At 63.0% G+C, this 26,536-nt stretch carries 21 protein-coding genes; 2 read left to right on the top strand and 19 right to left on the bottom strand.

Annotated elements, in window-relative coordinates; translation table 11 throughout:
* Window positions 1-15: 15 nt before the first annotated feature.
* The gene (locus LCM4573_RS19035; protein WP_071007949.1) at window positions 16-615 is read right to left on the bottom strand and encodes a histidine phosphatase family protein; all 600 of its coding nucleotides are present in this window, start codon (window positions 613-615) and stop codon (window positions 16-18) included.
* Complete coding sequence (locus LCM4573_RS19030; RefSeq protein ID WP_071007948.1) at window positions 612-1,715, bottom strand: inositol-3-phosphate synthase; 1,104 nt, start codon at window positions 1,713-1,715, stop codon at window positions 612-614. The genes LCM4573_RS19035 and LCM4573_RS19030 overlap by 4 nt, the downstream gene beginning before the upstream one ends.
* Window positions 1,716-1,837: 122 nt before the next feature.
* Between LCM4573_RS19030 and LCM4573_RS19025 the strand changes: the two genes are divergently transcribed.
* Window positions 1,838-3,649 (top strand): hypothetical protein, encoded by a 1,812-nt coding sequence (locus LCM4573_RS19025; RefSeq protein ID WP_071007947.1) that lies wholly within the window; start codon window positions 1,838-1,840, stop codon window positions 3,647-3,649.
* Between the two features lie 380 nt (window positions 3,650-4,029).
* Here the strand turns inward: LCM4573_RS19025 and LCM4573_RS19020 are convergent, their stop codons facing one another.
* The 16 genes from LCM4573_RS19020 to LCM4573_RS18945 all read right to left on the bottom strand — a co-directional run bounded on the left by LCM4573_RS19020 (window position 4,030) and on the right by LCM4573_RS18945 (window position 23,994).
* On the bottom strand, window positions 4,030-4,722 hold the full coding sequence (locus tag LCM4573_RS19020; protein WP_071007946.1) for a response regulator transcription factor: 693 nt from the start codon (window positions 4,720-4,722) through the stop codon (window positions 4,030-4,032).
* Window positions 4,719-7,415 carry a sensor histidine kinase KdpD gene (locus tag LCM4573_RS19015; protein ID WP_071007945.1) on the bottom strand — a complete coding sequence of 899 codons (2,697 nt, stop codon included), beginning with the start codon at window positions 7,413-7,415 and terminating at the stop codon, window positions 4,719-4,721. The genes LCM4573_RS19020 and LCM4573_RS19015 overlap by 4 nt, the downstream gene beginning before the upstream one ends.
* 65 nt (window positions 7,416-7,480) lie before the next feature.
* Window positions 7,481-8,047 carry a potassium-transporting ATPase subunit KdpC gene (gene kdpC, locus LCM4573_RS19010; protein ID WP_071007944.1) on the bottom strand — a complete coding sequence of 189 codons (567 nt, stop codon included), beginning with the start codon at window positions 8,045-8,047 and terminating at the stop codon, window positions 7,481-7,483.
* A gap of 11 nt (window positions 8,048-8,058) precedes the next feature.
* Window positions 8,059-10,104: a potassium-transporting ATPase subunit KdpB gene (gene kdpB / locus LCM4573_RS19005; RefSeq protein WP_071007943.1), complete on the bottom strand. Its 2,046-nt coding sequence runs from the start codon at window positions 10,102-10,104 to the stop codon at window positions 8,059-8,061.
* A gap of 49 nt (window positions 10,105-10,153) precedes the next feature.
* The gene (gene kdpA, locus LCM4573_RS19000; protein ID WP_071007942.1) at window positions 10,154-11,857 is read right to left on the bottom strand and encodes a potassium-transporting ATPase subunit KdpA; all 1,704 of its coding nucleotides are present in this window, start codon (window positions 11,855-11,857) and stop codon (window positions 10,154-10,156) included.
* Window positions 11,858-11,893: 36 nt separating this feature from the next.
* A complete protein-coding gene (locus tag LCM4573_RS18995; protein ID WP_046793781.1) occupies window positions 11,894-11,983 on the bottom strand; it encodes a K(+)-transporting ATPase subunit F in 90 nt (29 codons plus the stop codon).
* 13 nt (window positions 11,984-11,996) lie between these two features.
* Window positions 11,997-12,206 carry a hypothetical protein gene (locus LCM4573_RS18990; RefSeq protein ID WP_131818996.1) on the bottom strand — a complete coding sequence of 70 codons (210 nt, stop codon included), beginning with the start codon at window positions 12,204-12,206 and terminating at the stop codon, window positions 11,997-11,999.
* A 60-nt stretch (window positions 12,207-12,266) separates the two neighbouring features.
* Entirely contained in the window at window positions 12,267-13,361 is a 1,095-nt protein-coding gene (locus tag LCM4573_RS18985) for an aminotransferase class V-fold PLP-dependent enzyme (protein WP_071007940.1), read from the bottom strand.
* The gene (locus LCM4573_RS18980; RefSeq protein ID WP_071007939.1) at window positions 13,351-14,154 is read right to left on the bottom strand and encodes an ABC transporter ATP-binding protein; all 804 of its coding nucleotides are present in this window, start codon (window positions 14,152-14,154) and stop codon (window positions 13,351-13,353) included. The genes LCM4573_RS18985 and LCM4573_RS18980 overlap by 11 nt, the downstream gene beginning before the upstream one ends.
* On the bottom strand, window positions 14,151-14,942 hold the full coding sequence (locus LCM4573_RS18975) for an ABC transporter ATP-binding protein (protein ID WP_071007938.1): 792 nt from the start codon (window positions 14,940-14,942) through the stop codon (window positions 14,151-14,153). Before LCM4573_RS18975 ends, LCM4573_RS18980 begins: the two co-directional genes overlap by 4 nt.
* The gene (locus tag LCM4573_RS18970) at window positions 14,939-15,772 is read right to left on the bottom strand and encodes an ABC transporter permease (RefSeq protein WP_071007937.1); all 834 of its coding nucleotides are present in this window, start codon (window positions 15,770-15,772) and stop codon (window positions 14,939-14,941) included. Before LCM4573_RS18970 ends, LCM4573_RS18975 begins: the two co-directional genes overlap by 4 nt.
* Window positions 15,769-16,758, bottom strand: coding sequence for an ABC transporter permease (locus tag LCM4573_RS18965; protein ID WP_071007936.1), 990 nt, complete (start codon window positions 16,756-16,758; stop codon window positions 15,769-15,771). Before LCM4573_RS18965 ends, LCM4573_RS18970 begins: the two co-directional genes overlap by 4 nt.
* A gap of 43 nt (window positions 16,759-16,801) precedes the next feature.
* On the bottom strand, window positions 16,802-18,412 hold the full coding sequence (locus LCM4573_RS18960; protein WP_071007980.1) for an ABC transporter substrate-binding protein: 1,611 nt from the start codon (window positions 18,410-18,412) through the stop codon (window positions 16,802-16,804).
* A 211-nt stretch (window positions 18,413-18,623) separates the two neighbouring features.
* Window positions 18,624-21,830: an efflux RND transporter permease subunit gene (locus LCM4573_RS18955; protein ID WP_071007935.1), complete on the bottom strand. Its 3,207-nt coding sequence runs from the start codon at window positions 21,828-21,830 to the stop codon at window positions 18,624-18,626.
* Window positions 21,831-21,950: 120 nt separating this feature from the next.
* Window positions 21,951-23,138 carry an efflux RND transporter periplasmic adaptor subunit gene (locus LCM4573_RS18950; protein ID WP_071007934.1) on the bottom strand — a complete coding sequence of 396 codons (1,188 nt, stop codon included), beginning with the start codon at window positions 23,136-23,138 and terminating at the stop codon, window positions 21,951-21,953.
* A 58-nt stretch (window positions 23,139-23,196) separates the two neighbouring features.
* Window positions 23,197-23,994, bottom strand: coding sequence for an alpha/beta hydrolase fold domain-containing protein (locus tag LCM4573_RS18945; protein ID WP_071007933.1), 798 nt, complete (start codon window positions 23,992-23,994; stop codon window positions 23,197-23,199).
* A 154-nt stretch (window positions 23,995-24,148) separates the two neighbouring features.
* On the opposite strand from LCM4573_RS18945, the gene LCM4573_RS18940 reads away from it, so the two are divergent.
* Window positions 24,149-25,120, top strand: coding sequence for a LysR family transcriptional regulator (locus LCM4573_RS18940; RefSeq protein ID WP_071007932.1), 972 nt, complete (start codon window positions 24,149-24,151; stop codon window positions 25,118-25,120).
* Between the two features lie 37 nt (window positions 25,121-25,157).
* On the opposite strand, the gene LCM4573_RS18935 is transcribed toward LCM4573_RS18940, so the two are convergent.
* Complete coding sequence (locus LCM4573_RS18935; protein WP_071007979.1) at window positions 25,158-26,417, bottom strand: alpha/beta hydrolase; 1,260 nt, start codon at window positions 26,415-26,417, stop codon at window positions 25,158-25,160.
* Window positions 26,418-26,536 lie beyond the last annotated feature (119 nt).

Raw genomic sequence — 26,536 nt, 5'->3', positions numbered from 1 at the left:
TCTCCAGGATGCGCTTCAGGTAATCGTCTCGTTGAGGGTCAGAACTTTCGCTCCCCAGGGGCCGGCCGCAATGCTGGTGACCGAGGCAGGTGCGATGTCGAATCTCGGCCAGGCGTCAATCGGTAGGCCCAACACATGGCTCACGGCCGCCTTGATGACATCGGCATGCGAAACCAGCACAAGCCTCCCGCTGCTATCGCCGGCCGCAAGGGCCGCGACCAGCTCGAATACCCGGCGCTGGACGTCCRGCATGGTTTCACCGCCCGGTGTCCGGGAAAGGCTGCGGACAGTATTCCATTGGTGCCATGAGGGGTCCGCATCCAGAGCCTCGAAGGTCTTGCCGGACCAGTCGCCGAAGTTCACCTCGTCAAGTGCCTCAGTGATCTCCGGCTCGCCGAGCTCGCAGGCGGCCGCGATGGCTGCCGCCGTTTCCCGCGTACGCTCTCGGGGGCTCGTGTGAACCGCGCTGATCTTCTCCCGCCGCATCCGTTGCCCCAGGCGCAGGGCCTGCTCCCTGCCGGCTACCCCAAGCGTGATGCCTTCTTTCCGGCCGGCCAGAAAACGCCCGACATCGTCATGAGCGGCATGGCGGACGAGGAAGAACGTTACCGTCATTCGGCCGCCCCGCGCAGGATATCCTCCTGATCGTCGATGAAATTCTGCGTTCTCCGCCGTGCCTCGTGATCGGTGAATTGCTGCGGCGGCGACTTCATGAAATAGCTGGAGGGACCTGTCAGYACGCCGCCCACGCCACGGTCGAGCGCGAGTTTCGCGCAGCGTACGGCATCTATGACCACGCCGGCCGAGTTGGGCGAGTCCCACACTTCGAGCTTCAGTTCCGCATTGAGCGGCACGCCGCCGAATGTGGTGCCCTCGAGCCGGATATAGGCCCATTTCCTGTCGGCGAGCCAGGGTACATGGTCGCTCGGGCCCACATGCACGTCATTGGCGGGCAGGGGAACGTCGAGCTGGCTGGTGACCGATTGGGTCTTGGAAATCTTCTTCGATTCCAGCCGCTCGCGCTCCAGCATGTTGAGGAAATCCGTATTGCCACCGAAGTTTAGCTGATAGGTGCGATCCACCCGCACGCCGCGCTCGCGGAAGAGATTGACGAGCATTCGATGGACTATGGTGGCGCCCACCTGGCTCTTGATATCGTCGCCGATGACCGGCAGGCCACGCGCGGCGAACTTTCTCTGCCATTCCGGTTTTGAGGCGATGAAGACCGGAATGCAGTTGATGAAGGCGCAGCCGGCGGCGAGCGCCTGTTCGGCATACCATTTGGTCGCCTCCTCAGAGCCGACCGGCAGATAGGAAACGAGCACGTCCGTGCGTGTCCGCCGCAGGATTTCCGCCACGTCCTCTTCCGGTTCGGCCGCCTCCTCGATCTCGTCCCTGAGATATTTGCCGATCCCGTCAAGCGTTCTGCCGCGCTTCACGGTAACGCCCGTCGGCGCGACATCGGCAAACCGCTTCGTGTTGTTCGGCTCTGCATAAATGGCTTCCGCCACATCGCGCCCCACCTTGGACGCGGCAACGTCGAAGGCGGCGGAAACCTCGATGTCGCTCACCTGATAGCCACCGAGATCGACATGCATGAGACCGGGAACCGGCTCGTTGTCCTGGACGTTGCGGTAATAGGTCAGGCCCTGGACCAGCGAGGAGGCGCAGTTTCCCACTCCGACCAGRCCGACGCGAATGGATCTCGAAACCATGTTTTTCTCCGGCATCTACAAAGCCTGCGAACAAACCGTGGCGCCATGTGTTCCAGGAAAACTGCATTTTTCCTGAGTTCCTGGGAAAAGGCTGACTTCAGACCTGAAGGGGAGAAAAGTCGATGCTGGTCTATGGCGATCTCGAACGCGTCGAACGATCGGCCGTAATGCGCAGGGAGATCGCCGAAACGCTCCTCGGCTGCTTACGGATGTCTCCTGGCAGGCAACGCCACGAGGCGCTGGTGAACGCCTTCCTCGCCACGGGAGAACTGGTGCAGGGGTTGGCGGATCGGGAATTTGCCGAAAAGAGCGTGGATGATCTCTCATTCGTCCAGGAGGCGGGCGCAAAACTTCTTCACGCGCAGGCCGGAGCCATCATGCAGTCGTGGCGAAGCGGCTTTGCTGGCGAGCTGTCGCTACCCCGACAATGGCCGAATCTGTTGCAGGAATTGGAGTGCGCCGAACCGCTGCGCGTGAAGCGGGGAGAAGGCTATGCCTTCTATGCCCTTTATCCCGAAAGCTATATCGAAGCGGCGTCGAGGTCGGGATTGAGCGATCGGACCGTCGTGATCGGGCTTCGCAGCATCGGCACAGGACTTGCTGCACTCGTGGCGGCCGCCCTGGACGCCGGCCCGGCCTGGTCGTTGCGCCCGTCAGGTCACCCTTTCGACCGGCGCCCGCAGATCGCTCCCGCGCTTGCTAGCCGCATTCTAGGGGAGGAGGACTGCGATTTCGCAATCGTCGACGAAGGCCCCGGCCTTTCGGGAAGCTCCTTCGGCGGCGTTGCGGATTGGCTGTTGGCCAATGGTGTGGCTGCCGGCCGGATACATTTCTTTCCCAGCCATCCGGACGATCCCGGTCCACGGGCAAGCGCGGCGCATCGGAAATTCTGGAGGGAGGGAAACCGCCACCACGTGCCGATGGACGCGCTGACGATCGATACGCATGAACCCGCTCACCGCCTTTCGTCCTGGGTGGCCGATCTCGTTGGCGCCAGGGAGAAATCCTGGCAGGATCTCTCGGGAGGAGCCTGGCGCGCGCTCCGCCATCCGGACGAACGGTTTTGGCCGCCGAGCCACATGCAGATGGAAAAGCGGAAATTTCTGATGCGGGGCGAAGATGGCGGGAACTGGCTTGTCAAATATGCCGGTCTTGGCGGAAGCAGCAAGGAAAAGATGCGTCGGGCCGCGCTCCTGCACGAAGCCGGTTTTACGTCGGAAATGGCCGGCGCCTGCCACGGTTTCCTGGTAGAGAAATGGGTCGATGGGGCACCGCTGAATACGATCGCCATGCCACGAGGTCAGCTCATCGATCATCTTGGCCGCTATCTCGGCTTTCGTGCGCAGCATCTTGCTCCACCCGGTGGAGGTGCATCGCTCGAGGAGCTGTGCCGCATGGCCATTTTCAATACGAGCGAGGCGCTCGGCGAAAATGCGGCGAAAAGGCTTAGGCAGCGGATCGGTCCCGTTGGAAAGTTTTCCCGCCGGCTTCACCGGGTCGATACGGATAACCGGCTTCACACCTGGGAATGGCTGATGACCGGCGACGGCCGGCTGGTGAAGACGGATGCGCTCGACCACAATGCCGCGCACGATCTCGTAGGCTGCCAAGATATCGCCTGGGATGTCGCCGGCGCCGGGATCGAGTTCGATCTTTCCGGCGCGGAGCGAAATCGCCTCGCCGTGATTATCGGGCAGCAGACGGATTGCGATCTGCGCGAAGGCGTCCTCGCATTCTTCGAAGTCTGCTATCTGGCCTTCCAGATAGGCCTCTGGTCAGGGGCTTTCGCCTCCGCCGGCGGCCTCGATAAAGCGAGGCTGGAGGCGCTGGTGAAACGCTATGCCGTACGCCTGCGGGAGCTGCTCGAAATTGAGGACTCTCAGGACGAAGTTGACTTCCCGATGCAARCAGGGATGCCCGGCTTCCCTGGATGAACGGAAGCGAAGGTCAATGCTTGGATGCCGACTTGCTCCGTCGCTTGAGGCTTCTGGTCGCGGCCCGTATTAGCTTCACCGATTGATGCCCCACGCCTCTCAACTTCAGCAGTTCCCCGTCCGTGAGTTCCGATGCTTCGCTCAGGCGGCGAATACCGTTTGCCTCAAGCGACCGGGCGACCCATTGAGGAAGACAGTTGGTCAACAGGGGATCTAAAGGGCCCTCTGGCTCGTTTTCCAACCCCGTTCGAGACGATCGTGGCATAGCAATTCACGGGCTCACCGTTCAAGATTGTGGGTCGAACCTCGTCGTTCGCCCGCTGTTCCAGGGATTTTCTCAAATCTTTCGGGAGACGGTGCTTCCCATTTACTGTAGCCGGCTAAATTCCCTCCCGAAGCCTGTAGCCGACGCCGGTTTCGGTGAGGATGTATTGCGGCTGGTCCGGTGTCTTCTCGATCTTCTGGCGAAGCTGGCGCACGTAGACGCGCAGGTATTGCACATCGGTGAGCCCGTCCCAGACCTGCTCCAGCAGGAAGCGGTGCGTCAGCACCTTGCCCGCATGCTGCACGAGAATGCGCAGGATCTCGTATTCCTTCGGGGAGAGCTTCACTTCCTCGCCCGCCACCTTCACGATGCGTTTCACAAGATCGACGGAAAGGTCGCCGGTCTGGAAGATCGGCTTTTCGCCGTGGCTTTGCAGCCGATGGCGGAGCGCGACGCGGATGCGGGCGACGAGCTCGTTCATGCCGAAGGGCTTGGTCACGTAGTCGTCGGCTCCGAGCTCGAGCGCCCTGACGATACCTGCTTCGTCGGTTCGGCTTGAGAGGATGACGATCGGCAGATCGATGCCGTCGCGGCGCCACTTCTCCAGAAGATCGTGGCCCGYCATATCGGGAAGCCCGAGATCGAGCAGGACCAGATCCGGCTTGTCCGTCTCCACGAGTTCCGCTGCGACCTTGGCGTTCATCGCCTCGCTGATGGCGTAGCCCTGTGTGGAGAGGCCCACGCGTAAGAGCTTTCGGATCGGCGGCTCGTCGTCGATTATGAGAATGCGGACGGCGGAATTGGTCATTCGTCTTCTCCCATTGTCGGCGCTTCGCGACGCACCGGCATGCGGATGGTGAAAATGGCGCCGGAGCGGTCCGGTCGGTTGGAGGCCTTGATCGTGCCACCCATGGCCTCGATGAAGCCGCGGCAGATGGAAAGGCCGAGCCCGGTGCCGGCCCGCACGTGATCTCCCTTCCGGACTCTGTAAAAGCTGTCGAACACGCGCTCGAGGTCACCTGACGGAATGCCGGGACCTTCGTCGGAGATGGAAAGCAGCAGGCTATCTCCGTCCTGCCATGCCCGAATGTCGATCCGTGTTTCCTCCGGTGCGTATTTGGCGGCATTGTCGACCAGATTGAACAGAACCTGCTCGAACAGTACCGGGTCGATCTTCAGCATCGGCAGGTCGGCAGGGACTTCAACGTGGACCCGGTGTCTCGCGACGATCTTCGACGCTCGTCCAAGCGCGGTGCCCACGATATCGCCGACGAAGTGAAAGGCATAGTTGGGCTGCATTGCGCCCGAGCCGAGGCGAGTCATGTCGAGCAGGTTGGAAATGAAGCGGTTGAGCCGCTCGGATTCGTCGATGACGGTCGAAAGCAGCTCCGCCCGGGCCTCTTGAGGAATGCCGGCCCCAAAATCCCTGAGCGTTCCCGCCGAGCCCATGATCGCCGCAAGCGGCGTCTTGAGGTCATGCGAGATGGAGGTCAGGAGCGCGGTGCGAAGCCGGTCGGTCTCGGCGGCGAGCTTCGCCTTGTCGATGTCGGAAACGAGCTGCACGCGTTCGATCGCAAGCGCGGCCTGGTCCGCCAGCGCATCGAAGAGGCGCTGCTGCTCCGGCGTGAGCAGCGGGCCCTGCCTGTCGTTGTCCAGGCCGATCACGCCGACCGCCTCGCGGCCGGTGCGTAGCGGCAGGTAGAGGCGCTTCGCTCCCGGCAGGGTATCAGCCGCTCGTCCGGCGGGCCGGTTGTGCTGCCATGCCCAGTTGGCGGCTGCGATATCGGCATCGGCCAGCGTGTCGTCCGGCGGATAACCGGCCTTGACGGCGATCATGCCGTTTTCGGGAAGCAGGATGACGACCCTGACCTTCAGCATCGAGGCGATCTGGAAGGCTGCCGCCCAAAGCACATCGTCCAGCGTGCCGGTGCTCGCGAGCTTCTTGGAGAACAGGTAGAGATCTTCCGTGGTGCGGGCCCGCTGCCGGGCGGCGGYGGCCTGACGCTGGACGGCGGCCGTCAGATTGCTCGCGACGACCGCTACCCCGAGGAAGAATGCCAAAGCCACGACGCTTTCCGGATCGCGCACGGTGAAGGTATAGCGCGGTTCCAGGAAGAAGAAGTTGAAGGAGAGGGCGCCGATGAGCGAAGCGAAGAGACCGGGGCCCAATCCGCCCCGCACGGAGGCCGCCAGCACCGCCATCAGGAATACCAGCGCGAGGTTCTGCACGTCGAGCGCCTGATCGAGCGCGATACCGGCGACAAGTGCGAGGCCGACGAAGACGGCGCTGCGGATATAAGGCCTGATCCTGACCGGCCGGGGCTTGGCGGTCTTCACGCCGCCGCGAGGCTCCTCCGCATCCCCCGAGACCACGTGGACGCTGATGTCCCCGGCATAGCGGATGAGGTCGTCGGTTACGGTGCTTTGCCAGATACGCCACCAGGCGCGTCTTCGCGGCCTCCCCACGACGACATGGGTGAAGTTGTTGATATTGGCATAGGCGATGATCTCCCGCGAAATGCGCAAGGCGGGAAGCGTCACTGTCTCGGCGCCGAGCTGTTCGGCAAGCCGCATATTGGCGGCAAGTCGGTCCTTCTCCTCGTCCGGCAGGCTGATCGCCTGCGGCGTTTCGAGATGCAGCACCGCCCAGGGTGCGCGCAGCCGGTCGGCCTGCCGTTTGCCGTAGCGCACCAGCCCCGCGCCGCCTCTGCCATGATCGAGACAGACGAGCACCCGCTCGCCCGCCGCCCAGGGACCGGGAATGGCATGCGCCTGCATATGGTTGAGAAGCTGCTCGTCCACCCGCTGCGCGGTACGTCGTAGCGCCAGTTCGCGAAGCGCCGTCAGGTTGCCCGGAGAGAAGTAGTTTTCAATCGCCCGCCGTGCCGTTGCCGGTACATAGACTTTTCCCTCCTTCAGCCGCTGGAGGAGGTCGTCCGGCGTGATGTCGATGATCTCGACGTCATCGGCCCGGTCGATGATCGAGTCCGGCACCGTCTCGCGCACGCGAATGCGGGTGATCTGCGCGACCACGTCGTTGAGGCTTTCGACGTGCTGGATGTTGAGCGTGGAATAGACGTCGATCCCCTGGGCGAGGATATCCTTCACGTCCATGTAGCGCTTGGGGTGGCGGCTTCCGGTAGCATTGGTATGGGCGAGCTCATCCACCAGCACCAGCGCCGGCCGCCGGGCAAGGATGGCATCGAGGTCCATTTCCTCGAGCTGCTGGCCTCGATAGTCGATCTTCTTGCGCGGGATGATCTCGAAACCGTCGACAAGGGCTTCGGTTTCTCTCCGGCCATGGGTTTCCACCACTCCGATCACCACATCGATGCCGTCGGCCCGACGCGCGCGCCCGGATATCAGCATCTCGTAGGTCTTGCCCACTCCAGGAGCTGCGCCGAGAAAAATCTTCAGGCGGCCGCGACCTTCACGCTCGGCATTTTCCAGAAGCGCGTCCGGCGAAGGCCGGTTTTCCATGTCGCGGTTGTCATCGGGCATAGGCAGGCTCTCTCCCGAACGGGAATGCAGCGGCCGGCAGAATGCCGCCCGCTGCCCATTTCAAGTCAGGGATTGGCTTCGTCAAGCGCCAGATTCAACGCCAACACGTTGACCACAGGTTCGCCGAGGAGGCCGAATTGTCGATCCTCCACATGAGCGTCGACCAGAGCACGCACTGTCGGCTCGTCCAGCCTGCGCGCCTTGGCGACGCGCGAAACCTGGAAATAGGCGGCTTCCGGCGAGATATCCGGGTCGAGCCCGCTGCCCGAAGCGGTGACGAGGTCGATCGGCACCGTTGCATTCGGGTTTTCCGCCTTCAATGTCTCGGCATCCGCTTTGATGCGTTCGATCAACTTCGGGTTCGTCGGGCCGAGGTTGGAGCCGCTGGAGGATGCGGCATTGTACCCGTCGCCGGCGGCGGACGGGCGGCCGTGGAAATAGCGCTCGCCGGTGAATGCCTGGCCGATCAGGGCGGAGCCGACCACCTGGCCGTTTCGTTCGATCAGGCTGCCGTTCGCCTTTTCGGGAAAGAGCGCCTGGGCGATGCCCGTCATGCCGAGCGGATAGATAAGGCCGGTAATGACGGTGAGGGCGACCAGCAAGACGATCGCGGGTCTTAGTTGTTTGAGCATTGAATTCGTCCTTATGCGAGGCCAAGGGCCGTGATGGCCATGTCGACGACCTTGATGCCCACGAAGGGCACGATCACGCCGCCGAGGCCGTAGATTGCGAGATTGCGGGAGAGGAGGGCGCCGGCGCCGATCGCCCTGTACTTGACGCCTTTCAGCGAGAGCGGGATCAGCGCCACGATGATCAGCGCATTGAAGATGATCGCCGAAAGGATCGCGCTCTGCGGTGTCGAAAGCCCCATGATGTTCAAGACGCCGAGCTGCGGATAGAAGGCGAGGAACATGGCCGGGATGATCGCGAAATACTTGGCGATATCGTTGGCGATCGAAAACGTCGTCAGCGCGCCACGCGTCATCAGGAGCTGCTTGCCGATCTCGACGATCTCGATGAGCTTCGTCGGGTCGCTGTCGAGATCGACCATGTTGCCGGCTTCGCGGGCCGCGACCGTGCCGGTGTTCATGGCAACGCCGACATCGGCCTGCGCAAGCGCCGGCGCATCGTTGGTGCCGTCGCCGCACATGGCGACCAGCTTGCCTTTCGCCTGTTCTTCACGGATCAGCGAAAGCTTGTTCTCGGGCGTGGCCTGGGCGAGGAAGTCGTCCACGCCCGCTTCCGCTGCGATCGCGGCGGCGGTCATCGGATTGTCGCCGGTGATCATCACGGTGCGGATGCCCATGCGCCGCAACTCGGCGAAACGCTCGCGGATGCCGCCCTTGACGATATCCTTGAGGTGAATGATGCCGAGCAGGCGCCCGTCGCGCACCACGGCAAGCGGCGTACCGCCTGATTTGGCGATATCCTCGGCGATCTGCTGGGCCTCCCGGATGGCGTCGCTGCTGGCGGCGGCCGCGTTCGTGCGGAGATAGTTCAGCACCGCATCCACCGCGCCCTTGCGGATCGAGGAGCCGTCGAGATCGACGCCGCTCATGCGGCTCTGTGCGGTGAAGGGAATGAAGGTCGCGTGCAGGCTCTGCATGTCGCGGGCGCGGATGCCGTATTTTTCCTTCGCGAGAACGGTGATCGAGCGGCCTTCCGGGGTTTCGTCGGCAAGCGAGGCAAGCTGGGCGGCGTCGGCCAATTCCTCGGCGGTCACACCGGACACCGGGCGGAACTCGGTCGCCTGGCGATTGCCGAGCGTGATCGTGCCGGTCTTGTCGAGGAGTAGCGTATCGACGTCGCCGGCGGCTTCCACCGCGCGGCCGGACATGGCGAGCACGTTGAAGCGCACCAGCCGGTCCATGCCGGCAATGCCGATCGCGGAAAGAAGCGCGCCGATCGTGGTCGGGATCAGCGTCACGAAAAGCGCGACGAGAACGGTGACCGGAATATAGCCGCCGGCATAGGAGGCGAAGCTCGGGATCGTCGCGGTGGCGATGACGAAGATCAGCGTCATCCCCGCAAGCAGGATGTTGAGTGCGATCTCGTTCGGCGTCTTCTGGCGTTCGGCACCTTCGACGAGCGCGATCATACGGTCGATGAAGGTGGAGCCGGCCGCCGCGGTGATGCGAACGCGGATCCAATCGGAAAGCACCTGCGTGCCGCCGGTGACGGCGGAGCGATCGCCACCGGACTCGCGGATGACAGGCGCCGATTCACCGGTGATCGCCGCCTCGTTGACCGAGGCGATGCCTTCGATCACTTCCCCGTCGGAGGGGATGATGTCGCCGGCCTCGACCAGCACGACATCGCCGACCTTCAGGCTGGTGCCGGCCACAAGCTTGAAGTCGCGGCTATTGCCGTTGAGTAGCTTGGCTTGGGTTTCGGTACGGGTCTTGCGCAGCGATTCCGCCTGCGCCTTGCCGCGACCTTCGGCCACGGCTTCCGCGAAGTTGGCGAAGAGAACCGTGAACCACAGCCAGATTACGATCTGGAAGGAGAAACCGATATCGGTTTCGCCGGCGATGAGATCCCGAATGAGCAGGATGGTGGAAAGAGCGGAAACAACGGCGACCACAAAGATTACCGGGTTCCTAGCCAGGCTCTTCGGGCTGAGCTTGGCGAATGCGCCGGTGATGGCTGGCACGGCATCCATGATGCTCGCGGATTTGGACTGGCTCATGACGAGGCTCCAGTATGGGTGTTCTTGTTAGGTAAGCCGGGGCAGACCGTCAGAAGGTCTGCCCGCCGAGCATCGCCAGGTGTTCGACGATCGGACCGAGCGCGAGTGCGGGAAAGAATTCCAGGCCGCCCATGATGACGATCACGCCGAGCAGCAGCGCGACGAAGAGCGGCCCGTGTGTCGGGAAGGTGCCCGCCGATTCCGGCGCCGCCTTCTTCGTCACCAGCGAACCGGCCAGTGCCATGGCCGGCACGATGATCAGGAAGCGGCCGGCAAGCATCGTCAGCCCCAGCGTGATGTTGTACCAGGGTGTGTTGCCGGTAAGCCCGCCGAAAGCCGAGCCGTTGTTAGCGGCTGCCGAGACGTAGGCGTAGAGGATCTCGGAGAAGCCGTGCGGGCCGGGATTGGCGATCGATGCCACTGCATTCGGCAGCACCACGGCGAACGCCGTGAAACCCAACATGAAGAGCGGCAGGCAGAGAAGCGCCAGCATGGCCATCTTCATTTCCTTCGCCTCGATCTTCTTGCCGAGATATTCCGGCGTGCGGCCGACCATAAGGCCGGCGACGAAGATCGCCACCACGACGAAGAGCAGGATGCCGTAGAAACCCGCGCCGACGCCGCCGATGATGATTTCACCGAGCATCATGTTGATGAGCGGGATCATGCCGCCGAGCGCCATGAAGCTGTCATGCATGGCATTGACCGCGCCGCACGAGGCCGCCGTGGTGATGACGGCGAAGAGGGCGGAAAGCGGTATGCCGAGGCGCACCTCCTTGCCTTCCATGTTTCCGCCGTCGATGCCGAGCGCGTGGACCAGCGGGTTGCCCGCGGCTTCCGCCCAGTAGCAGACGATGACGCCCGCGATGAACAGGATGCCCATGGTGGCGAAGATCGCCCAGCCCTGCCTTTCATTGCCGACCATACGGCCGAAGACATTGGTTAGCGCGGCGCCGATCGCGAAAATTGCGACCATGTGGATGAGGTTGGTGAGTGCGGTCGGGTTCTCGAAGGGGTGAGCCGCATTGGCATTGAAGAAGCCGCCGCCATTGGTGCCGAGATGCTTRATCATCATTTGCGAGGCGACGGGGCCTTGGGCGATCGTCTGCTGCGCACCTTCGAGCGTGGTTGCGACGGTATAGGGGTTGAGGTTCTGCGGAACGCCCTGCCAGACCAGCACCAGCGTGCCGATGACGCAGATGGGCAGGAGGATATAGAGCGTGCAGCGGGTGAGATCGACCCAGAAGTTGCCGAGCGTCTGAACCGATTTGCGCGCGAAAGCGCGGATCAGCGCCATGGCGATGGCAATCCCCGTCGCCGCGGACAGGAAGTTCTGCACGTTCAAGCCCAACATCTGCGTCAGGTATGACATCGTGCTTTCGCCACCGTAGTTCTGYCAATTGGTGTTGGAGACGAAGCTGGCGGCGGTGTTGAAGGCGAGCTCGGCAGGAACGGCTCCCATCTCGGCCGGATTAAACGGCAATCCGCCCTGCAGGCGCTGGAGTGCGTAGAGAACCGCAAAACCGGCGAAGTTGAAGAGCAGCAGAGCGACGGTATAGGTCGTCCAGTGTTGCTCTTCGCGTTCGCTGGTGCCCGCGAGGCCGTATAGGCTGCGCTCGAGCGGGCGGAAAATGAGAGAGAGAACGGTTCGCTCTCCGTTGAAGACGCGCGTCATGTAGCCGCCGAGCGGTTTTGCGAGCGCGACGACGATCCCGCAATAGAGAAGGATCTGGAACCATCCATTGATTGTCATGGGATGAGCCTTCGAAATGTTGAGCCGATCCGGCGGTCAGAACCGCTCGGGGCGGACCAGCGCATAGGTGAGATAGACGAGGAGGAAGAGCGTGACGGCGCCRCCGAGGAGATATTCGAGAAGCATTTTATGGCTCCCGTCACAGCGCGTCGCAGGCTTGCGTGTAGGCGAGGAACAGGGCGAAGCTGACGACGCCCATTCCAATCATGATCACGTCCATTTTGATGGCTCCTTGCATGGATCGAGTGAACCAGGGCCGCTTCGGAAACTGCGGCATGCCAATACGGCCGCCGGAGATCCGGCGGCGCTTGTCCTGGATTTCAGAGCGAAACATGGGCCCGAACCGCATAAAGGTTCGAGAGAGCCCGCATGGAAAAGAAATAAAAATCCTATAGGAATTTCTGCGGGGCTAACCGCCGTAGAAGCCGGCGATAGTCTCCGAGGCAGCGGCGATATCCGCAGGCAGCCCTTGGGCCCGCAGTGCCATGCCGTAGGCTATGACATTGGCGAGCACGACATCGAAACGCGCCCGCCGGCCGGTGTGATTGAGCCGCACGAGCCGCTCCGCGCCCGGCCCGACACCCGCCGTCAGCGCCGCTCCGAAGCCGTCTGCAGCTCGCAGCAAAACATCCATATCCGCCCCCTCCGGCAGCTTCACGGTCGTGACGAGATGCGAGCCGCTTTTTGCCTGGACCCCCGGTTCGGAGCCAAGCGCCAGCAGACCGGCGCGGCTTGCCGCTGCTGCCTTGGCATGTCTTGCGATGACGTTTTCCAACCCCTCGGCTTCAACACGGTCGAGGGCTGTTTCCAGTGCGAAGAATTCCATTGCCGATGGCGTGCCCGGCAGAGCTCCGCGGCCACCTTCGATCCAGCCCCTTTGGTCGAGGAGCGAGAGGATTGAATTTCGCCGCGCTCCGTCTCTTGCAACAAATTCCCAGGCCCTACGGCTTACGGCAATGGCTGAAACTCCAGCCGGGCCCGCGAGGGATTTCTGCGGGCCGATCACGGCAATATCGATGCCGAACGCATCGACATCCAGCGGATGGCCCCCGATGGAAGCTACGGCATCCACCACGGTGAGGATGCCTCTTTGCCGGGTAAGCGAGAGGATATCCTCCAGCGGATTGAGGATGCCACTTGCCGATTCCGCATGCACCAGGGAAAGCACCCGGATATCCGGATTGGCTTCCAAGGCCGCCGCAACCGCCGAAGTTTCGATCGGCCTTGCCGGCTCGGCCACGATATCGGTGACGGAGGCTCCGCCGTGCCGCAGCCATCCGCCGAACCATCCGCCATAGGGGCTGGTGACGATGTTGGCGGTTTGAAGCCCTGGCCTCGCAACGTTGGCCGCGACGGCTTCCAGCGCCACGACGGCTTCCGCCTGGATGAGAACTACATCGTTCCTCGTACCGAGCAGCCGGGCGATCCGGTCGGCGATCGACGCATAGCGATCTGCCGGAAAGGTCGGAAGATCGTTCAGGAGGTTCCATAAGTCAGAAGCCATGTTCCGCCTGTCCTTCCTGGCGTGGGATGATGAGGCGCGGCACGGCCGCAACAAGAGCCTTGGCCGCCGGCGAGCTCGGCGCATCGATGATCTTCCGCGCTGAGGCCGTTTCGACGAGCTTGCCGGCGTCCATCACCGTGATCCGATGTGAAACCGCGCGCAGCACCGAAAGATCATGCGATATGAAGAGATAGGCGATACCGCGCTCCTCCTGCAGCGTCACCAGAAGCTCGAGGATCTTGCCGCGTACCGACACATCGAGGGCGGAAACCGCCTCGTCCAGCACGATCAGCGAAGGACGCGTGGCGATGGCGCGCGCGATAGCCACCCTCTGCCGCTGGCCGCCGGAGAGCTCGCGGATCGAGCGGGCGGAATAGGACCCCGGCAGGCCGACCCGATCCAGAAGAGCGGCGATCTCATGAGGCCGTTCGCTTTTTGCTACCACATTGTGGATGCGCAGCGGATCGTCGATTACCGAGGCCACCGTCGCCCGCGGGTTGAAGGCGCTGAGCACATCCTGGAATACCATCTGCATGCGCGCCCGCCGCCAGCGCAACTCGCGGCCGGAATGTGCAAGCCAATCCTCCCCCTCGAAACGGATTGTCCCGCCATCCGCTTGGATGAGGCGAAGGAGGACGCGGGCTAGCGTCGATTTTCCACTGCCGGAAGCCCCGGCAAGGCCGAGCGTCTCGCCGGCGCTCAGCGTCAGGGAAGCATCATCCAGCGCGATCACCTCTCGGTCGCGGGAAACGAAGCGCCTCGATAGGTTTTTGGTCGCCAGCAGCTCGGTCATGCGGAGCGCCTTTTGCGAATTAGCGGCAGGCTCCGCAAATCGAGATGGCTTTCAATCAGCATGCGCGTATAGGCCTCGCGTGGCTCGGCCAACACGGCCGGCGCCGGCCCCTCTTCCACGAGGCCGCCGTTCCTGAAGATCGCAAGCCGGTCCGCAAAGCCGGAGGCGAGCGCGATATCATGGGTGATGAAGAGCAGCGTCGTGCCGGCTTCGAGCACCAGCTCGTCGAGCAGTTTCACGATCTCGGCCTGCACCACCATGTCGAGCGCGCTGGTTGCCTCATCGGCGATCAGGAAGGCCGGCTTGCAGATGACGGCCGCGGCAATCGCCACGCGCTGGCGCTGCCCGCCGGAAAGCTGATGCGGGAAGGCTTTCAGCGCCTTTTCCGGCTGCGGGATGCGCACGCGCTCCAGCATCTCCAATGCACGGGCGTGAGCGTCCCGCCAGGTAAGGCCGAGGTGCCGGGCAGCGCCTTCGGCCACCTGCTCGCCGATCGTCAGCACCGGGTTGAGGCTCGCCGAGGGGTCTTGGAAGACGAAGCCGAGATCGCGGCCGGGTACCGGCCGTTGCCCCCGCTTTGGCCAGGCGATCTCGCCGGCCATGCGCGCACCGGCGGGCAGCAGGCCGGCGAGTGCGCGCGCAAGCGTGCTTTTTCCCGAACCGCTTTCGCCGATGACGGCGAGTCTTTCGCCGGGCATGATGTCGAGGTCGATATTCTTCAGGGCGAGCGCCTGTTGCCCGTGATAGAGCACCGAAAGCCCGCGTATTTGGCAAAGTTGGGGGCTCATGAGATCGGTATCCCATGGCCGGATATTGCTTTACTCAAGCCCTCGCTGAACAGGTAGACGCCGACGACCGTGATCACCAGCGCGATGCCGGGAAAGATCGAGAGCCAGGGGGAGGAGCGAAGAACATTGCGGCCTTCCGCGATCATCGAACCCCAGGTCACGATATTCGGATCGCCGAGACCGAGGAAGGAAAGTGCTGCCTCCGTGAGGATAGCTGACGCGACGATGATGGCTGCAAGCGCCAGAACCGGCGGCAGGGCATTCGGAAGGACTTCCTTGAATGCGATTTCGACCGGATGCATGCCGATAACGCGTGCCGAGGCGACGTAATTCTGTTCGCGGATCGCCAGGACCTGTGCCCGCGTCAGCCTTGCCGGATCGGCCCAGGCGCCGAGCGCGATGGCCAGCACGACGACTGGCACGGATGGGCCGATGACGCTGACGAAAGCGAGCGCCAAAAGGAAGCTCGGCACGATCTGGAAGGCATCGACCACCCGCATCAGCGCTTCGTCCGCCAAGCCGCCGGCAAAGCCGGCCGCAAGCCCGATGCACAGCCCGAGTGCCAGCGCAGCGAGCGCCGCGGCGATGCCGACTGCAAGCGACGTCCGTGCGCCATGGATGATACCGRCGAACACATCACGGCCCAGCCTGTCGGTCCCGAGAGGGAAGGCTGGATCGGTGAAGGGGGCCAGCAGCGGGCGCCCGGCAATGCTCAAGGGATCGCCGGGCGAAAGCAGCGGCGCGAGAATGGCCGCAAGCGCGAGTATCACCAGGATCAGAAGGCCGCCGAGACCTTCCGGTGCGCGCAGAAATCTTCCCGTGACCGTCATGTGCCGGCCTCCGAGGAGCCGACGCGCGGATCGAGCGCGGCATAGAGAATGTCGATGACGAGATTGACGCAGATGACCAGCACGGCGCTGACGAGAATGATTCCCATGAGGAGGGGCGCATCGCGCCCGCTCACCGCCTCCTGTGCCAGCCGCCCGAAGCCGGGGATCGCGAAGATGCTTTCGATCACCACGCTGCCGCCGAGCATGGCCGCCGATTGCAGGCCAAGCATGGTGACCAGCGGCAGGAATGCGTTGCGCGCCACATGCCGCATCACGATCCGCCATCGCGAAAGCCCCTTGGCGCGGGCGGAAAGCACGAAGTCCAGAGGCCAGACCTCCGCCATTCCCGCCCGCATGACCCGCAGGAAGAGCGCGAGATAGATGAGGGAAAGCGCGCCGACCGGCAGCACGAGATGGACCGCGATGTCGGCCGCCCTTGCAAGGCCGGCCTTGCCCGACGCGATGGTTTCGATGCCCGAGGTTGGCAGCCAGCGGAGCTGTACGGCAAAGATTATGCTGAGCACGAGGCCAAGCCAGAAGCTCGGAATGGCGTAGAGCATCAGCGATCCCRTGGAGAGCAGCCGGTCGCGGAGGCTTTCCGGCCTCGCCCCCGCGAGAATGCCGAGCATCGAACCCAGCCCGAAGGAGAGCGCCGTGGCGCTTCCCATCAGGAGAAGCGTATTGGGCAGGCGTTCGAGGATGAGGTCGAGAACCGGACGATCGAAAGCGACCGACCAGCCGAGATCGAACTTTGCCAGCGAGGAGAGATAGAGCCAGAGCCGCGCCCACATCGACTGATCGAGACCGTAGGCCTGCCGCAGCGATTGCGTGAGCGTGGCGTCACCGCCGCCGATCGACAGCAGATAGGCGTCGACCGCATCACCGGACGCCTGCTCCAGGAGCAGAAAGGTCATCGCGACCACGATCAGCAGCACGGGAATGCTGCTCAATGTGCGGCGCCTGATCAGTCGGAGTGCACGCTTCACGCCCTAAAATGCCTCGGAAAATCGATGCCGGGAGCCGATCCTATCACGATTSCAGGGCCGTATCCGCCCAGTTCGACACCGCCCAGCGCGGATTGTTCGAAACATTCAGTACCGTGTCGCGGGCAACGGTGATGAAACCCCATTCGGCCACGTTGATGATCGGCAGGTCGGTGGTCACAAGTTTCTGAAATTCGTTATAAAGCTCGGTCCGCGCCGTCGTATCCACGGTTTGGGCCGCCTTGGCGATGATCGCGTCGAGCTCGGCATTGGCATAGCCGCCTTGGTTCGAGAAGGGCACGCCCGCCGGAATGCCAGATTGCACGAGAATGGTGGTGGAGATCGCCGGGTCGCCACGGAAGACGGGCGGAGCGACGGCGAGATCGAAATCGTGATCCGTATAGACCGCCTTCTGGTGTGCGGCGGAATCCGCATTGACGAGCTGGGCGTCGATGCCGATCGCCGTGAGCGCCTGGCGCAGATAATCGCCGAACTGGCGGGTCTCGTTGAAATAGGGCGCAGGCCTCAGCTTCAGCGAGAAGCGCGTTCCGTCGGCCGCTTTCGGATAGCCGGCTTCGTCCAGCAGCGCATTGGCCTTTGCCACATCGAAATCGTAAACCGGCACGTCGGTATCGTAGAACTGCGGTGCGTTCTTCGGCACCGGTCCCGTGGATGCCGCCGCATAGCCGAGAAAGATCGTGTCGACGACGAACTGCTTGTCGATCGCGTGCGCAATCGCCTGACGCACCTTGAGATCGGCAAGCTCCTTGCGCCGGTGATTGATTTCCACGACGAGCTGGTAGGTCAGCGCCTCGTATCCCTTGGAAACGACCTTGATGCCCGGCACTTTCGAAATCCGGTCGAGATCTGTGAGGGGCACGGCCGAAAAGGCGGCGAGGTGGATTTCCTCCGCTTCCAACGCGGAACCCGCGGCGGCGCGATCCGGCAGCACGCGGAAGATCACTTCATTGAGCTTCGGCTCGCCTTCGCCCCAATAATCGGCGTTTCGCTCCAGCCGGTAATATTCGCCGGGTTTGTATTCGGCGAACTTGAACGGCCCGGTTCCAACAAGATTCACATTGGCCGGATTGGTGGCGATGTCCGTGCCTTCATAGAGATGTTTCGGTACGACGCTGCTCACCGCCGGCAGAGCATTGCGGATGAGCTGCAGCGGTGTGGGCCTGGAGAAGCGGAAGACCGCTGTCGTTTCGTCGGGCGTATCGACCGCTTCGAGGTTGGCAAAGACGATGCGGCCGAGATTTTGCAAAGGCTTCCAGATATTGAGGGCGGAGAAGGCCACGTCGGCGGAGGTGAAGGGCTTTCCGTCATGCCAGGTCACGCCTTCCCTCAGCTTGAAGGTGACCAAGCGGCCGTCCTCGGAACCTTCCCAGGACGTGGCCAGGCGCGGTTGAAGCCCGTCTTCCCCCTCAAAGGAGGCTTCCGCCAAGGGCTCGATCACCTTGCTCGCCACGAAGAAGACGCCGTTGGAGGCGACGATCGCCGGATTGAGGTTCTTCGGTTCCGAATCCGCTGCCACGATCAGCCGGCCGCCGCTCGGGGCATCCTGAGCCATCGCAAGGCGAGGAAGCGCGGTGGAGGCAAGCAGCAGGCCCGTCCCCTTCATTAGCAGGCGGCGCGAGACGGCGAAGTGGTTCATCTTTTTCTCCACATGGATTCGGCGCCCCATATTCCATCCGGAATCCGATTTTCCAAAGCGATGAAAATGCCGGAAGCGGTGGGCGGCGAGGCATTTTATTGTGTGCGCCGTGCGCGGGAGAGTAAAGCTATTCGCTGGGCTCAAACTGGAGCGGGCAAAAAAAGAAGGCGGGCCTTGAGCCCGCCTTCTATGTTCGAGACCTTCTGTGATCTTATTCCGCCGCGATCTGCCGCACCTCATCCGTGTTCGCATGGGCGGCTTCGGGTACGCGTCCGTGGTTTATCAGCGGCCGGTTGCCGGTGAGCTTGCGCACCAGCACATAGAAGACCGGCGTCATGAAGATGCCGAAGAAGGTCACCCCGATCATGCCGGAGAACACCGCGACACCCATGGCGGCGCGCATCYCCGCACCCGCACCGGTCGAGACGACCAGCGGCACGACGCCCATGATGAAGGCCATGGAGGTCATGAGGATCGGACGCAGCCTCAACCGRCTGGCCTCTATGGCCGCCTGCACCGGCTTGCGGCCTTCGAATTCCAGCTCGCGGGCGAATTCCACGATCAGGATCGCGTTCTTCGCCGAGAGCCCCACGAGCACCACAAGTCCGATTTGGGTGAAGATATTGTTGTCTCCACCGGTCAGCCAGACCCCGGTCAATGCTGCCAGCACGCCCATCGGCACGATCATGATGATGGCAATCGGCAGTGTCAGGCTCTCGTATTGGGCCGCGAGCACGAGATAGACGAGCAGCAGCGCCAGCGGGAAGACGATGATGCTCGAATTGCCGGCGAGGATCTGCTGGTAGGTCAGGTCCGTCCACTCGAAATCGATGCCGGGCGGCAGCGTTTCGTCGGCGATCCGCTCGATCGCGGCTTCCGCCTGCCCGGAGGAGAAGCCCGGTGCCGGCCCGCCGTTGATGTCGGCGGCGAGGAAGCCGTTGTAGCGGGTCGTGCGCTCCGGTCCGGTCTGGGCCTCCACCTTGAGTAGAGCCGAAAGCGGGATCATTTCGCCCGACTTCGAGCGCACCTTGAGCTGACCGATATCCTCGGCCCGCGCGCGGAACTGCGCGTCCGCTTGCACCCGCACGCTGTAGGTGCGGCCGAAGGCGTTGAAGTCGTTCACGTAGAGCGAACCCAGATAGATCTGCAGCGTTTCGAAGACATCCGTCACTGAGACGCCGAGCTGTTCGGCCTTGACGCGGTCCACGTCGGCATAGAGCTGCGGCACGTTGATCTGGAAGCTGGAGAACAGCCCTGCCAGTTCCGGCGCCTGATAGGCCTTGGCGAGGAACGCCTTGGTGGCCTCGTCAAGCGCCTGGTTGCCGAAGCCGGCACGGTCCTCGATCTGCATCTTGAAACCGCCCGTCTGGCCGAGGCCGTTGACCGGCGGCGGCGGGAACATGGCGATGAACGCATCCTGGATGCCGGCGTATTTCTGGTTCAGCGCCATGGCGATCGCGCCGCCCGAAAGCTCCGGTGTCTTGCGCTTGTCGAAATCGTCGAGGATTGCGAAGACGATGCCGGCATTCGAGCCGATGGTGAAGCCGTTGATCGACAGGCCCGGGAAGGCCACGGCATTCGCGACGCCCGGCTGTTCGAGCGCGATGTCGCTCATCTGCTTGATGACCTTTTCGGTGCGGTCGAGCGTCGCTCCGTCCGGAAGCTGGGCGAAGCCGATCAGGTACTGTTTGTCCTGGGCCGGCACGAAGCCTCCGGGGACGGTGGTGAAGACGCTGTAGGTCGCGCCCACCAGCGCCAAATAGATCGCCATGATGATGGTCTTGCGGCCGAGTAGCCCGCCGACGCTGCGGCCGTAGCCGTTCGAAGCGGCGCCGAAGGCGCGGTTGAAGCCGCGGAAGAACCAGCCGAACAGCTTGTCCATGACTCGCGTCAGCCAATCCTTCGGAGCGTGGTGATCCTTCAGAAGAAGGGCAGCAAGCGCGGGCGATAGCGTCAGCGAATTGATGGCCGAGATGACGGTCGAAATCGCGATCGTCAGCGCGAACTGGCGGTAGAACTGGCCGGAAAGGCCGGTAATGAAGGCAAGCGGCACGRAGACTGCAACCAGCACCAGCGCRATCGCGATGATCGGGCTCGATACCTCCTGCATAGCCCGATAGGTGGCATTGYGTGGGGTAAGGCCGTTCTCGATATTGCGCTCGACGTTTTCCACCACGACGATTGCGTCGTCCACGACGATGCCGATCGCCAGCACCAGCCCAAAGAGGGTCAATGCGTTGATCGAGAACCCGAAGGCGTACATCACCGCGAAGGTGCCGATGATCGAGACGGGAACCGCGATCAGCGGAATGATCGAGGCGCGCCAAGTCTGCAGGAAGAGGATGACGACGAGCACGACGAGGCCGATCGCTTCGAGCAGGGTGTGGAGCACCTTTTCGATGGAGGAGCGCACGAACTTCGTCGTGTCGTAGACGATCTCGTATTTGACCCCTTGAGGCATGGCGAGCTGTAGCTCATCCATGGTTGCGCGCACGCTGTCGGCAATCTGCAGCGCATTCGAACCGGGAGCCTGCAGGACCGCGACGGCCACGGCCGGCTCGCCGTCGAGCAGCGAACGCAGCGTATAGTCGGCGGCGCCGAGCTCGATGCGTGCGACATCCCGAAGGCGGGTGACGGCRCCGTTCTCATCGGTCTTGACGATGATGCTGCCGAATTCCTCGGGCGACTGGAGGCGGCCCTGGGCATTCACGTTGAGCTGCAGGTCGACGCCTGGAACGCTCGGGGATGCGCCGATGATACCGGCCGCAGCCTGAACGTTCTGCTCGCGGATGGCGTTGGTGATATCGCTGGCGGCCAGCGAATGTTCGGCCGCCTTCTGCGGGTCGATCCATATGCGCATGGAATAGTCGCCGGCACCGAAGACCTGCACCTGGCCGACGCCTTCGATCCGCGCGAGCCGATCCTTGATGTTCAAGGTCGCGTAGTTGCGCAGGTAGGTGATGTCGTAGGCATCGGTGGTCGAGACGAGGTTCACCACCATGATGAAGTCGGGTGAGCTCTTGACCGTGGTGATGCCGAGCGCGCGGACTTCGGCCGGCAGGCGGGGTTCGGCCTGGCTGACGCGGTTCTGCACGAGCTGCTGGGCCTTGTCCGGATCGGTGCCGAGCTTGAAGGTGACGGTCAGCGTCAGCACGCCGTCCGAGGTCGCCTGGCTGGACATGTAGAGCATGTCCTCGACGCCGTTGATCTGCTCTTCGAGCGGCGTGGCGACAGTCTGCGCGATGACGGTCGGGTTGGCGCCCGGATAAGTGGCGCGCACCACGACCGAAGGCGGCACCACTTCGGGATATTCGGAGATCGGCAGCGCGCGCATGCCGATCAGGCCCGCCACCACGATGAGGATCGACAGCACGGCCGCAAAGACCGGCCGGTCGACGAAGAATCTGGAGATGTTCATGTCAAAGCCCTCTCCGGGGTTGAACAGAGGCGAAACGGCCCCGGCCTGCGAACCGTGAGGATCGCAAGCGACAGAAAACCGGTTGTGACTGAGGCTGCCGGGAAGCCCCGGCAGCGGTAATTATTGCTGGGCGACCTTGGCCTCGGCCTGCGGATCGACGACCGCGCCGGGGCGGATGCGCTGCAGGCCGTTGACGACGATCCGCTCGCCGGCGGTCAGGCCATTGGTGACGATCCTGTCGCCACCCACGCCTGCGCCGAGCTCGATCTGTCGGTAAGCCACGGTGTTGGCGCCATCGACCACGAAAACGAACTTCTTGTCCTGGTCGGTGYCGATCGCCCGTTCGCTCACCATCAGGTGCTCTTCGGCGCGAGGCTGGCCCATGCGAACCCGCACGAACTGTCCGGGAATCAGCCGGCCGCCGGGATTGTCAAAGACCGCGCGCACCCGGATCGTGCCGCTCGAAGCGTTCACTTCGTTGTCCACGAGCTGCAGCTTGCCGCGGATCGGTGTTCCCTCGTCGCCGAGGGTGCCGATTTCGACCGGCACCTGGTCGATGGCCGGAAGACCGTTTTCGRCCGGAAGCTGGGCAAGCGTGCGGCTCACCAGCTCTTCGGTGGCATTGAAGCTCGCATAGATCGGATCGACCGAGACAAGCGTGGTGAGCGCCGGCGAGGTGGAGCCGGCGGCGACGAGATTGCCCGCCGTGATCTCGAGCTTGCCGGTCCTGCCCGAGATCGGAGCGCGGATCTGCGTGTATCCGAGATTGATCTGTGCGGTCTTCAGTGCCGCGTTGGCCGACTGCAGCGCCGCGAGCGCCTCGCTATAGGCGCCTTGCCGCTGCGCGAGATCGCTTTGCGAGATCGTGTTCTTGGCGGAAAGGACCTTGCCGCGCTCGAGTTCGGTGCGGGTGAGTTCCACCCGGGCTTTGGCTGAGGCGACCGTGCCTTCGGCTTGAGCAACGGCGGCGGCATAGGGCTCCGGATCGATCGTCAAGAGCAGATCGCCGGCCTTCACCAGCCCGCCTTCGCGGAAATGCACGGATTGGATCGTCCCTGCGACCTGGGAACGGACCTGCACGCGATCCACGGCTTCCAGACGGCCGGAAAATTCCTGCCAAGTCGTGACGCTGCGCGGTTCCACGGTGGCCACCGTCACCGGAATTGCGGGCGTTTGAGCGGCCGCGGTCTCCGCCGGCGCGGCATTCGCCCCGCTCGGAAGTTCCAGATAAAAGGCTGCCCCGGTTGCGGCGACAGCAAACCCTAGGCCGGCGCCCCACAGGGCCCAGCGTGCCTTTTTCGAAGTCATCGGTATTCTCCTTGGCTCCTTAGAGCGAACCTGTATTCGTCTTGGGATTAATTGTTTTTCAGTGTCTCAAGTCTTGGACGAAACCGGCGAACTGACGACAGAGAACGTCGAGCCATTCGCCACTTTCCTCGTTGTAAATGCCCGTCCAGCCGAAATCGGCTGAAAAGATATGCTGCCGCACCGGCACGCCCGCCGCCCGCAGCCGCGCGGCATAACCCACTGTCTCATCGCGCAACGGATCGTCTTCCGCTGTCACGATTAGCGCCGGAGCGACACCCGAAAGCCGCGTGCACTGGCAGGGCGCGGCATAGGGATGGAAGAAATTCCTTGCCGAAGCCAGGTAGTGGGCCCAGCCATCGGACCAGCGCTCGCGCATGCCGATCGCATCGGCCTGCCGGAAGGAAGTCGTCGCCATCATCGGGTCGATCATCGGCGAAAGCAGGATTTGCCCGTCGAGCTCGCCCGGCAGCAGATCGCGCGCCTTCAGTGCTACGCCCGCCGCGACATTGCCGCCTGCCTCCTCGCCTGCCACGAGAAGAAGCGATTTCGCCCCGCCGAGCTGTTTTCGCCGGCTGCTGAGGCAGTTGAGCGCGCCAAAAGYATAGTCGAGCACCTTGGGAAAGGCATTCTGCGACTGACTGCTGTAGTCGGCCTCGAGTACGACGGCGCCTGCTTCGGCCAGTGCCCTGGCGATCGGCCGCTCGCGCTCCTCGCGCTCAACGTCGAGGAAGGAGCCGCCGCGCAGATAAAGCACCAGCGGCGGAGCCTTGCCGCGGCATGGGCCTTCGTAGAGGCGCACGCCCAACGGCGGCCTCTCGGACCGGTCGAGCGATATATTTTCCCACTGCGCGGCCATTGAAAAACCTCTGCCGGCACCCCTAGTGAAGGAGGGCGCTTGCCTACAATCTACACAAAATATTATTATTGCCGGCACGTGCGACAAGCGCGGCTGGTTCGACAACACTGTTCCGGAATTTGGGATAATGTTGCGATGCAAAAGGTGAGCGGTCATGGATCAACTTTCCGCAATGCGTGTTTTCGTACGAGTCGTCGAGACCGGGAATTTCACCCGTGCCGCGGTGACGCTCAATTTGCCGAAGACGACGGTCACCAATCTCGTCCAGGCGCTGGAGGCGCACCTGCGCACCAAATTGCTCAATCGCACCACGCGGCGCGTTGCCGTGACTACCGATGGCGCGCTCTATTACGAACGGGCRCTCCAGATACTCACCGAACTCGAAGAGCTCGACGGCAGCCTGTCCAATTCCCAGGCCCAGCCTTCCGGCCGATTGCGCGTGGAAATGGCTGGCGCCTTCGCCGATCATGTGGTGATACCGGCACTGTGCGATTTTGCTCAGCGGTATCCGCAGATACAGCTGGATATCGGGGTCGGTGACCGTCTGGTGGATTACATCGCGGAAAACGTCGATTGCGCGCTACGCGCCGGCACGCCCACTGACCAGTCGCTGATCGCCCGCAAGGTCGGCGAACTGGACATGCGGACCTATGTGTCTCCGATTTATATCGGCAATTTCGGCGAGYCGCAGCACCCGAGCGAGCTGGAGACGGAGCATTTCTCGGTAGGCTATCTGCATGCTCAATCCGGGCGGGTTCTTCCTTTGGAGTTCCGGCGGGGAAACGAGGCGATTGATGTCACCGCCCGCTATGTAGTCTCGGTCAACGACAGCCGCAGCTATGTGAACGCCGCAGTATCCGGAATGGGTGTCGTTCAATCCCCGTATTTCATGGTTCGCGAGGCATTGGAGAAGGGGGAGCTGGTGCCTGTCCTTTCCGATTGGCACCGCGAGCCGTTGCCGCTCTACGTGGTCTACCCCCAGACCCGACATCTCAGCAACAAGGTGCGTGTTTTCGTGGATTGGCTCGCCAAGCTCCTGCAGAAACTGAGTCGCGATCCGGCTCTCGACATACGCAAGAAAATGGCGGCTTACCGTGAGGAGATGGGCGAGCGCGCTTCTGCTTGACCTCGAAGGACGTCGTCGTTCTGAAGCCTGAGGTCGCCTATTGCCCGGTCGCGGTGGTGACGGTGTTTTCCAGCGCCCTGCCGACGCGATTGAGGCGCTCGTCGTAATTCTTTCGGGTGGCCGGATCGAAAACAGCGATCGGAGCGCTGACCGCAGCGCTTGCGACTCCGCCCACCGTCTGCGCCGTCCCAAGTGCTATCGCGCCGATCCGGTCGCCGAGCCCCACCTGCGAATCCGTGATGGTCTGGCCTTGGACGAGCCGAGTACCGATCAGCCGCACCACTTCAGGGCTTTCCGCGAACTTTCCGTGATTCAACCGGTCGCCACCCTTGAGCGCGGTGAGGTCGATCACGGTAATGCCGGCCTTCTCGAACTCCGTGCGGTAAGGTTCCGCCGTCGGATCGATCTGGCCGAGGCGATCCACATTGCCGGAAATGCGCCTCGACAGGCTGAGGGCGCGGTCGTCGCGGGAGACGAAGAGCGTGAAACGTGGCCGATGTTCACCCATCTCGCTCCATTGCTTTCCGAAAACATCGACGTCGAGATCGGGGGAGGCGAGGATGACATTGGTGATTTTCGGCGCCACGTGGCCGTCGCGTATCGCCATCTGCCGAAGGGCTTCGACCGTCAACCACGACCCCATGGAATGGGCCATGACGGTGATTTCACCGACATTACGCTCTCTTGCTATCGAGCGAAGCAGGTCTTCCAGCGCGTCGCGGGAGTAGTTGGTGCTTTCCTTATCGTAGGCATAGTCGAAGATCGAGGCGCGTGAGGGCCAGGTGAACAGGATCGGTGCCGCATCCGCCTCGGAATCATGGACGATTTGGGCAAAACGATAGACGGCGTCTTCGTATCGGTTGTTGAAGCCATGGACGAAGACCATGACGCGGCGGCTTTTCGGCAGGTGCTCGGCAAGCCAGCGGCGGGCCTCGCTATCGCCGTCCATCGGGGTCACGCTGACGGTCGCGAACTCGCGCTCCGGGTTCGGCGGAAGCCGCTTCGGCCACTGCACGTGCCCYACCTGCCGCCTGCTGTCGGGTGGAATCGAGACGGAGATCTCGGTCAATTTGGGGCGGTCGCCGCGCTCACCGGAAAAGAGCACGCCGGGGTTCGGAGAGGGAGCGCGCGTGGTCGCTACCATGACATCGACCGTGCTTGCGCCCGGAGCGGATAGATTCGAAGGAATGAGTACGCCTTCGGGCCGCCCCGCGCAGGCCGAAAGCAGGACGCAGGCCAAAAGCAACCCTGCCCATCGCCGCCCCGTCGACCTGATGCCGCCCTGCCGACCGTTCATGGTCCTCGCGCCGTTCTTCATCTTCGATGCAAGAAGCTCTACGGGAAACGGAACCGGAAAGGCAAGGTGAAATACCTCCATTCCGATTGAGATCGCGTGCCGGTTGTGACGCTGTCGCC

This window comes from Rhizobium sp. LCM 4573, from assembly GCF_001854865.1.
GTDB lineage: Bacteria > Pseudomonadota > Alphaproteobacteria > Rhizobiales > Rhizobiaceae > Neorhizobium.
Note: the sequence above shows the minus strand (reverse complement) of the source record. Positions and strands in the feature narration are given on the sequence as shown.

Coding starts and splice junctions, on each gene's coding strand:
- LCM4573_RS18985 (WP_071007940.1), bottom strand. CDS start 13,361: ATGGCTTCTGACTTATGGAACCTCCTGAACGATCTTCCGACCTTTCCG.
- kdpC (WP_071007944.1), bottom strand. CDS start 8,047: ATGCTCAAACAACTAAGACCCGCGATCGTCTTGCTGGTCGCCCTCACC.
- LCM4573_RS18990 (WP_131818996.1), bottom strand. CDS start 12,206: ATGCGGTTCGGGCCCATGTTTCGCTCTGAAATCCAGGACAAGCGCCGC.
- kdpB (WP_071007943.1), bottom strand. CDS start 10,104: ATGAGCCAGTCCAAATCCGCGAGCATCATGGATGCCGTGCCAGCCATC.
- LCM4573_RS18975 (WP_071007938.1), bottom strand. CDS start 14,942: ATGAGCCCCCAACTTTGCCAAATACGCGGGCTTTCGGTGCTCTATCAC.
- LCM4573_RS18980 (WP_071007939.1), bottom strand. CDS start 14,154: ATGACCGAGCTGCTGGCGACCAAAAACCTATCGAGGCGCTTCGTTTCC.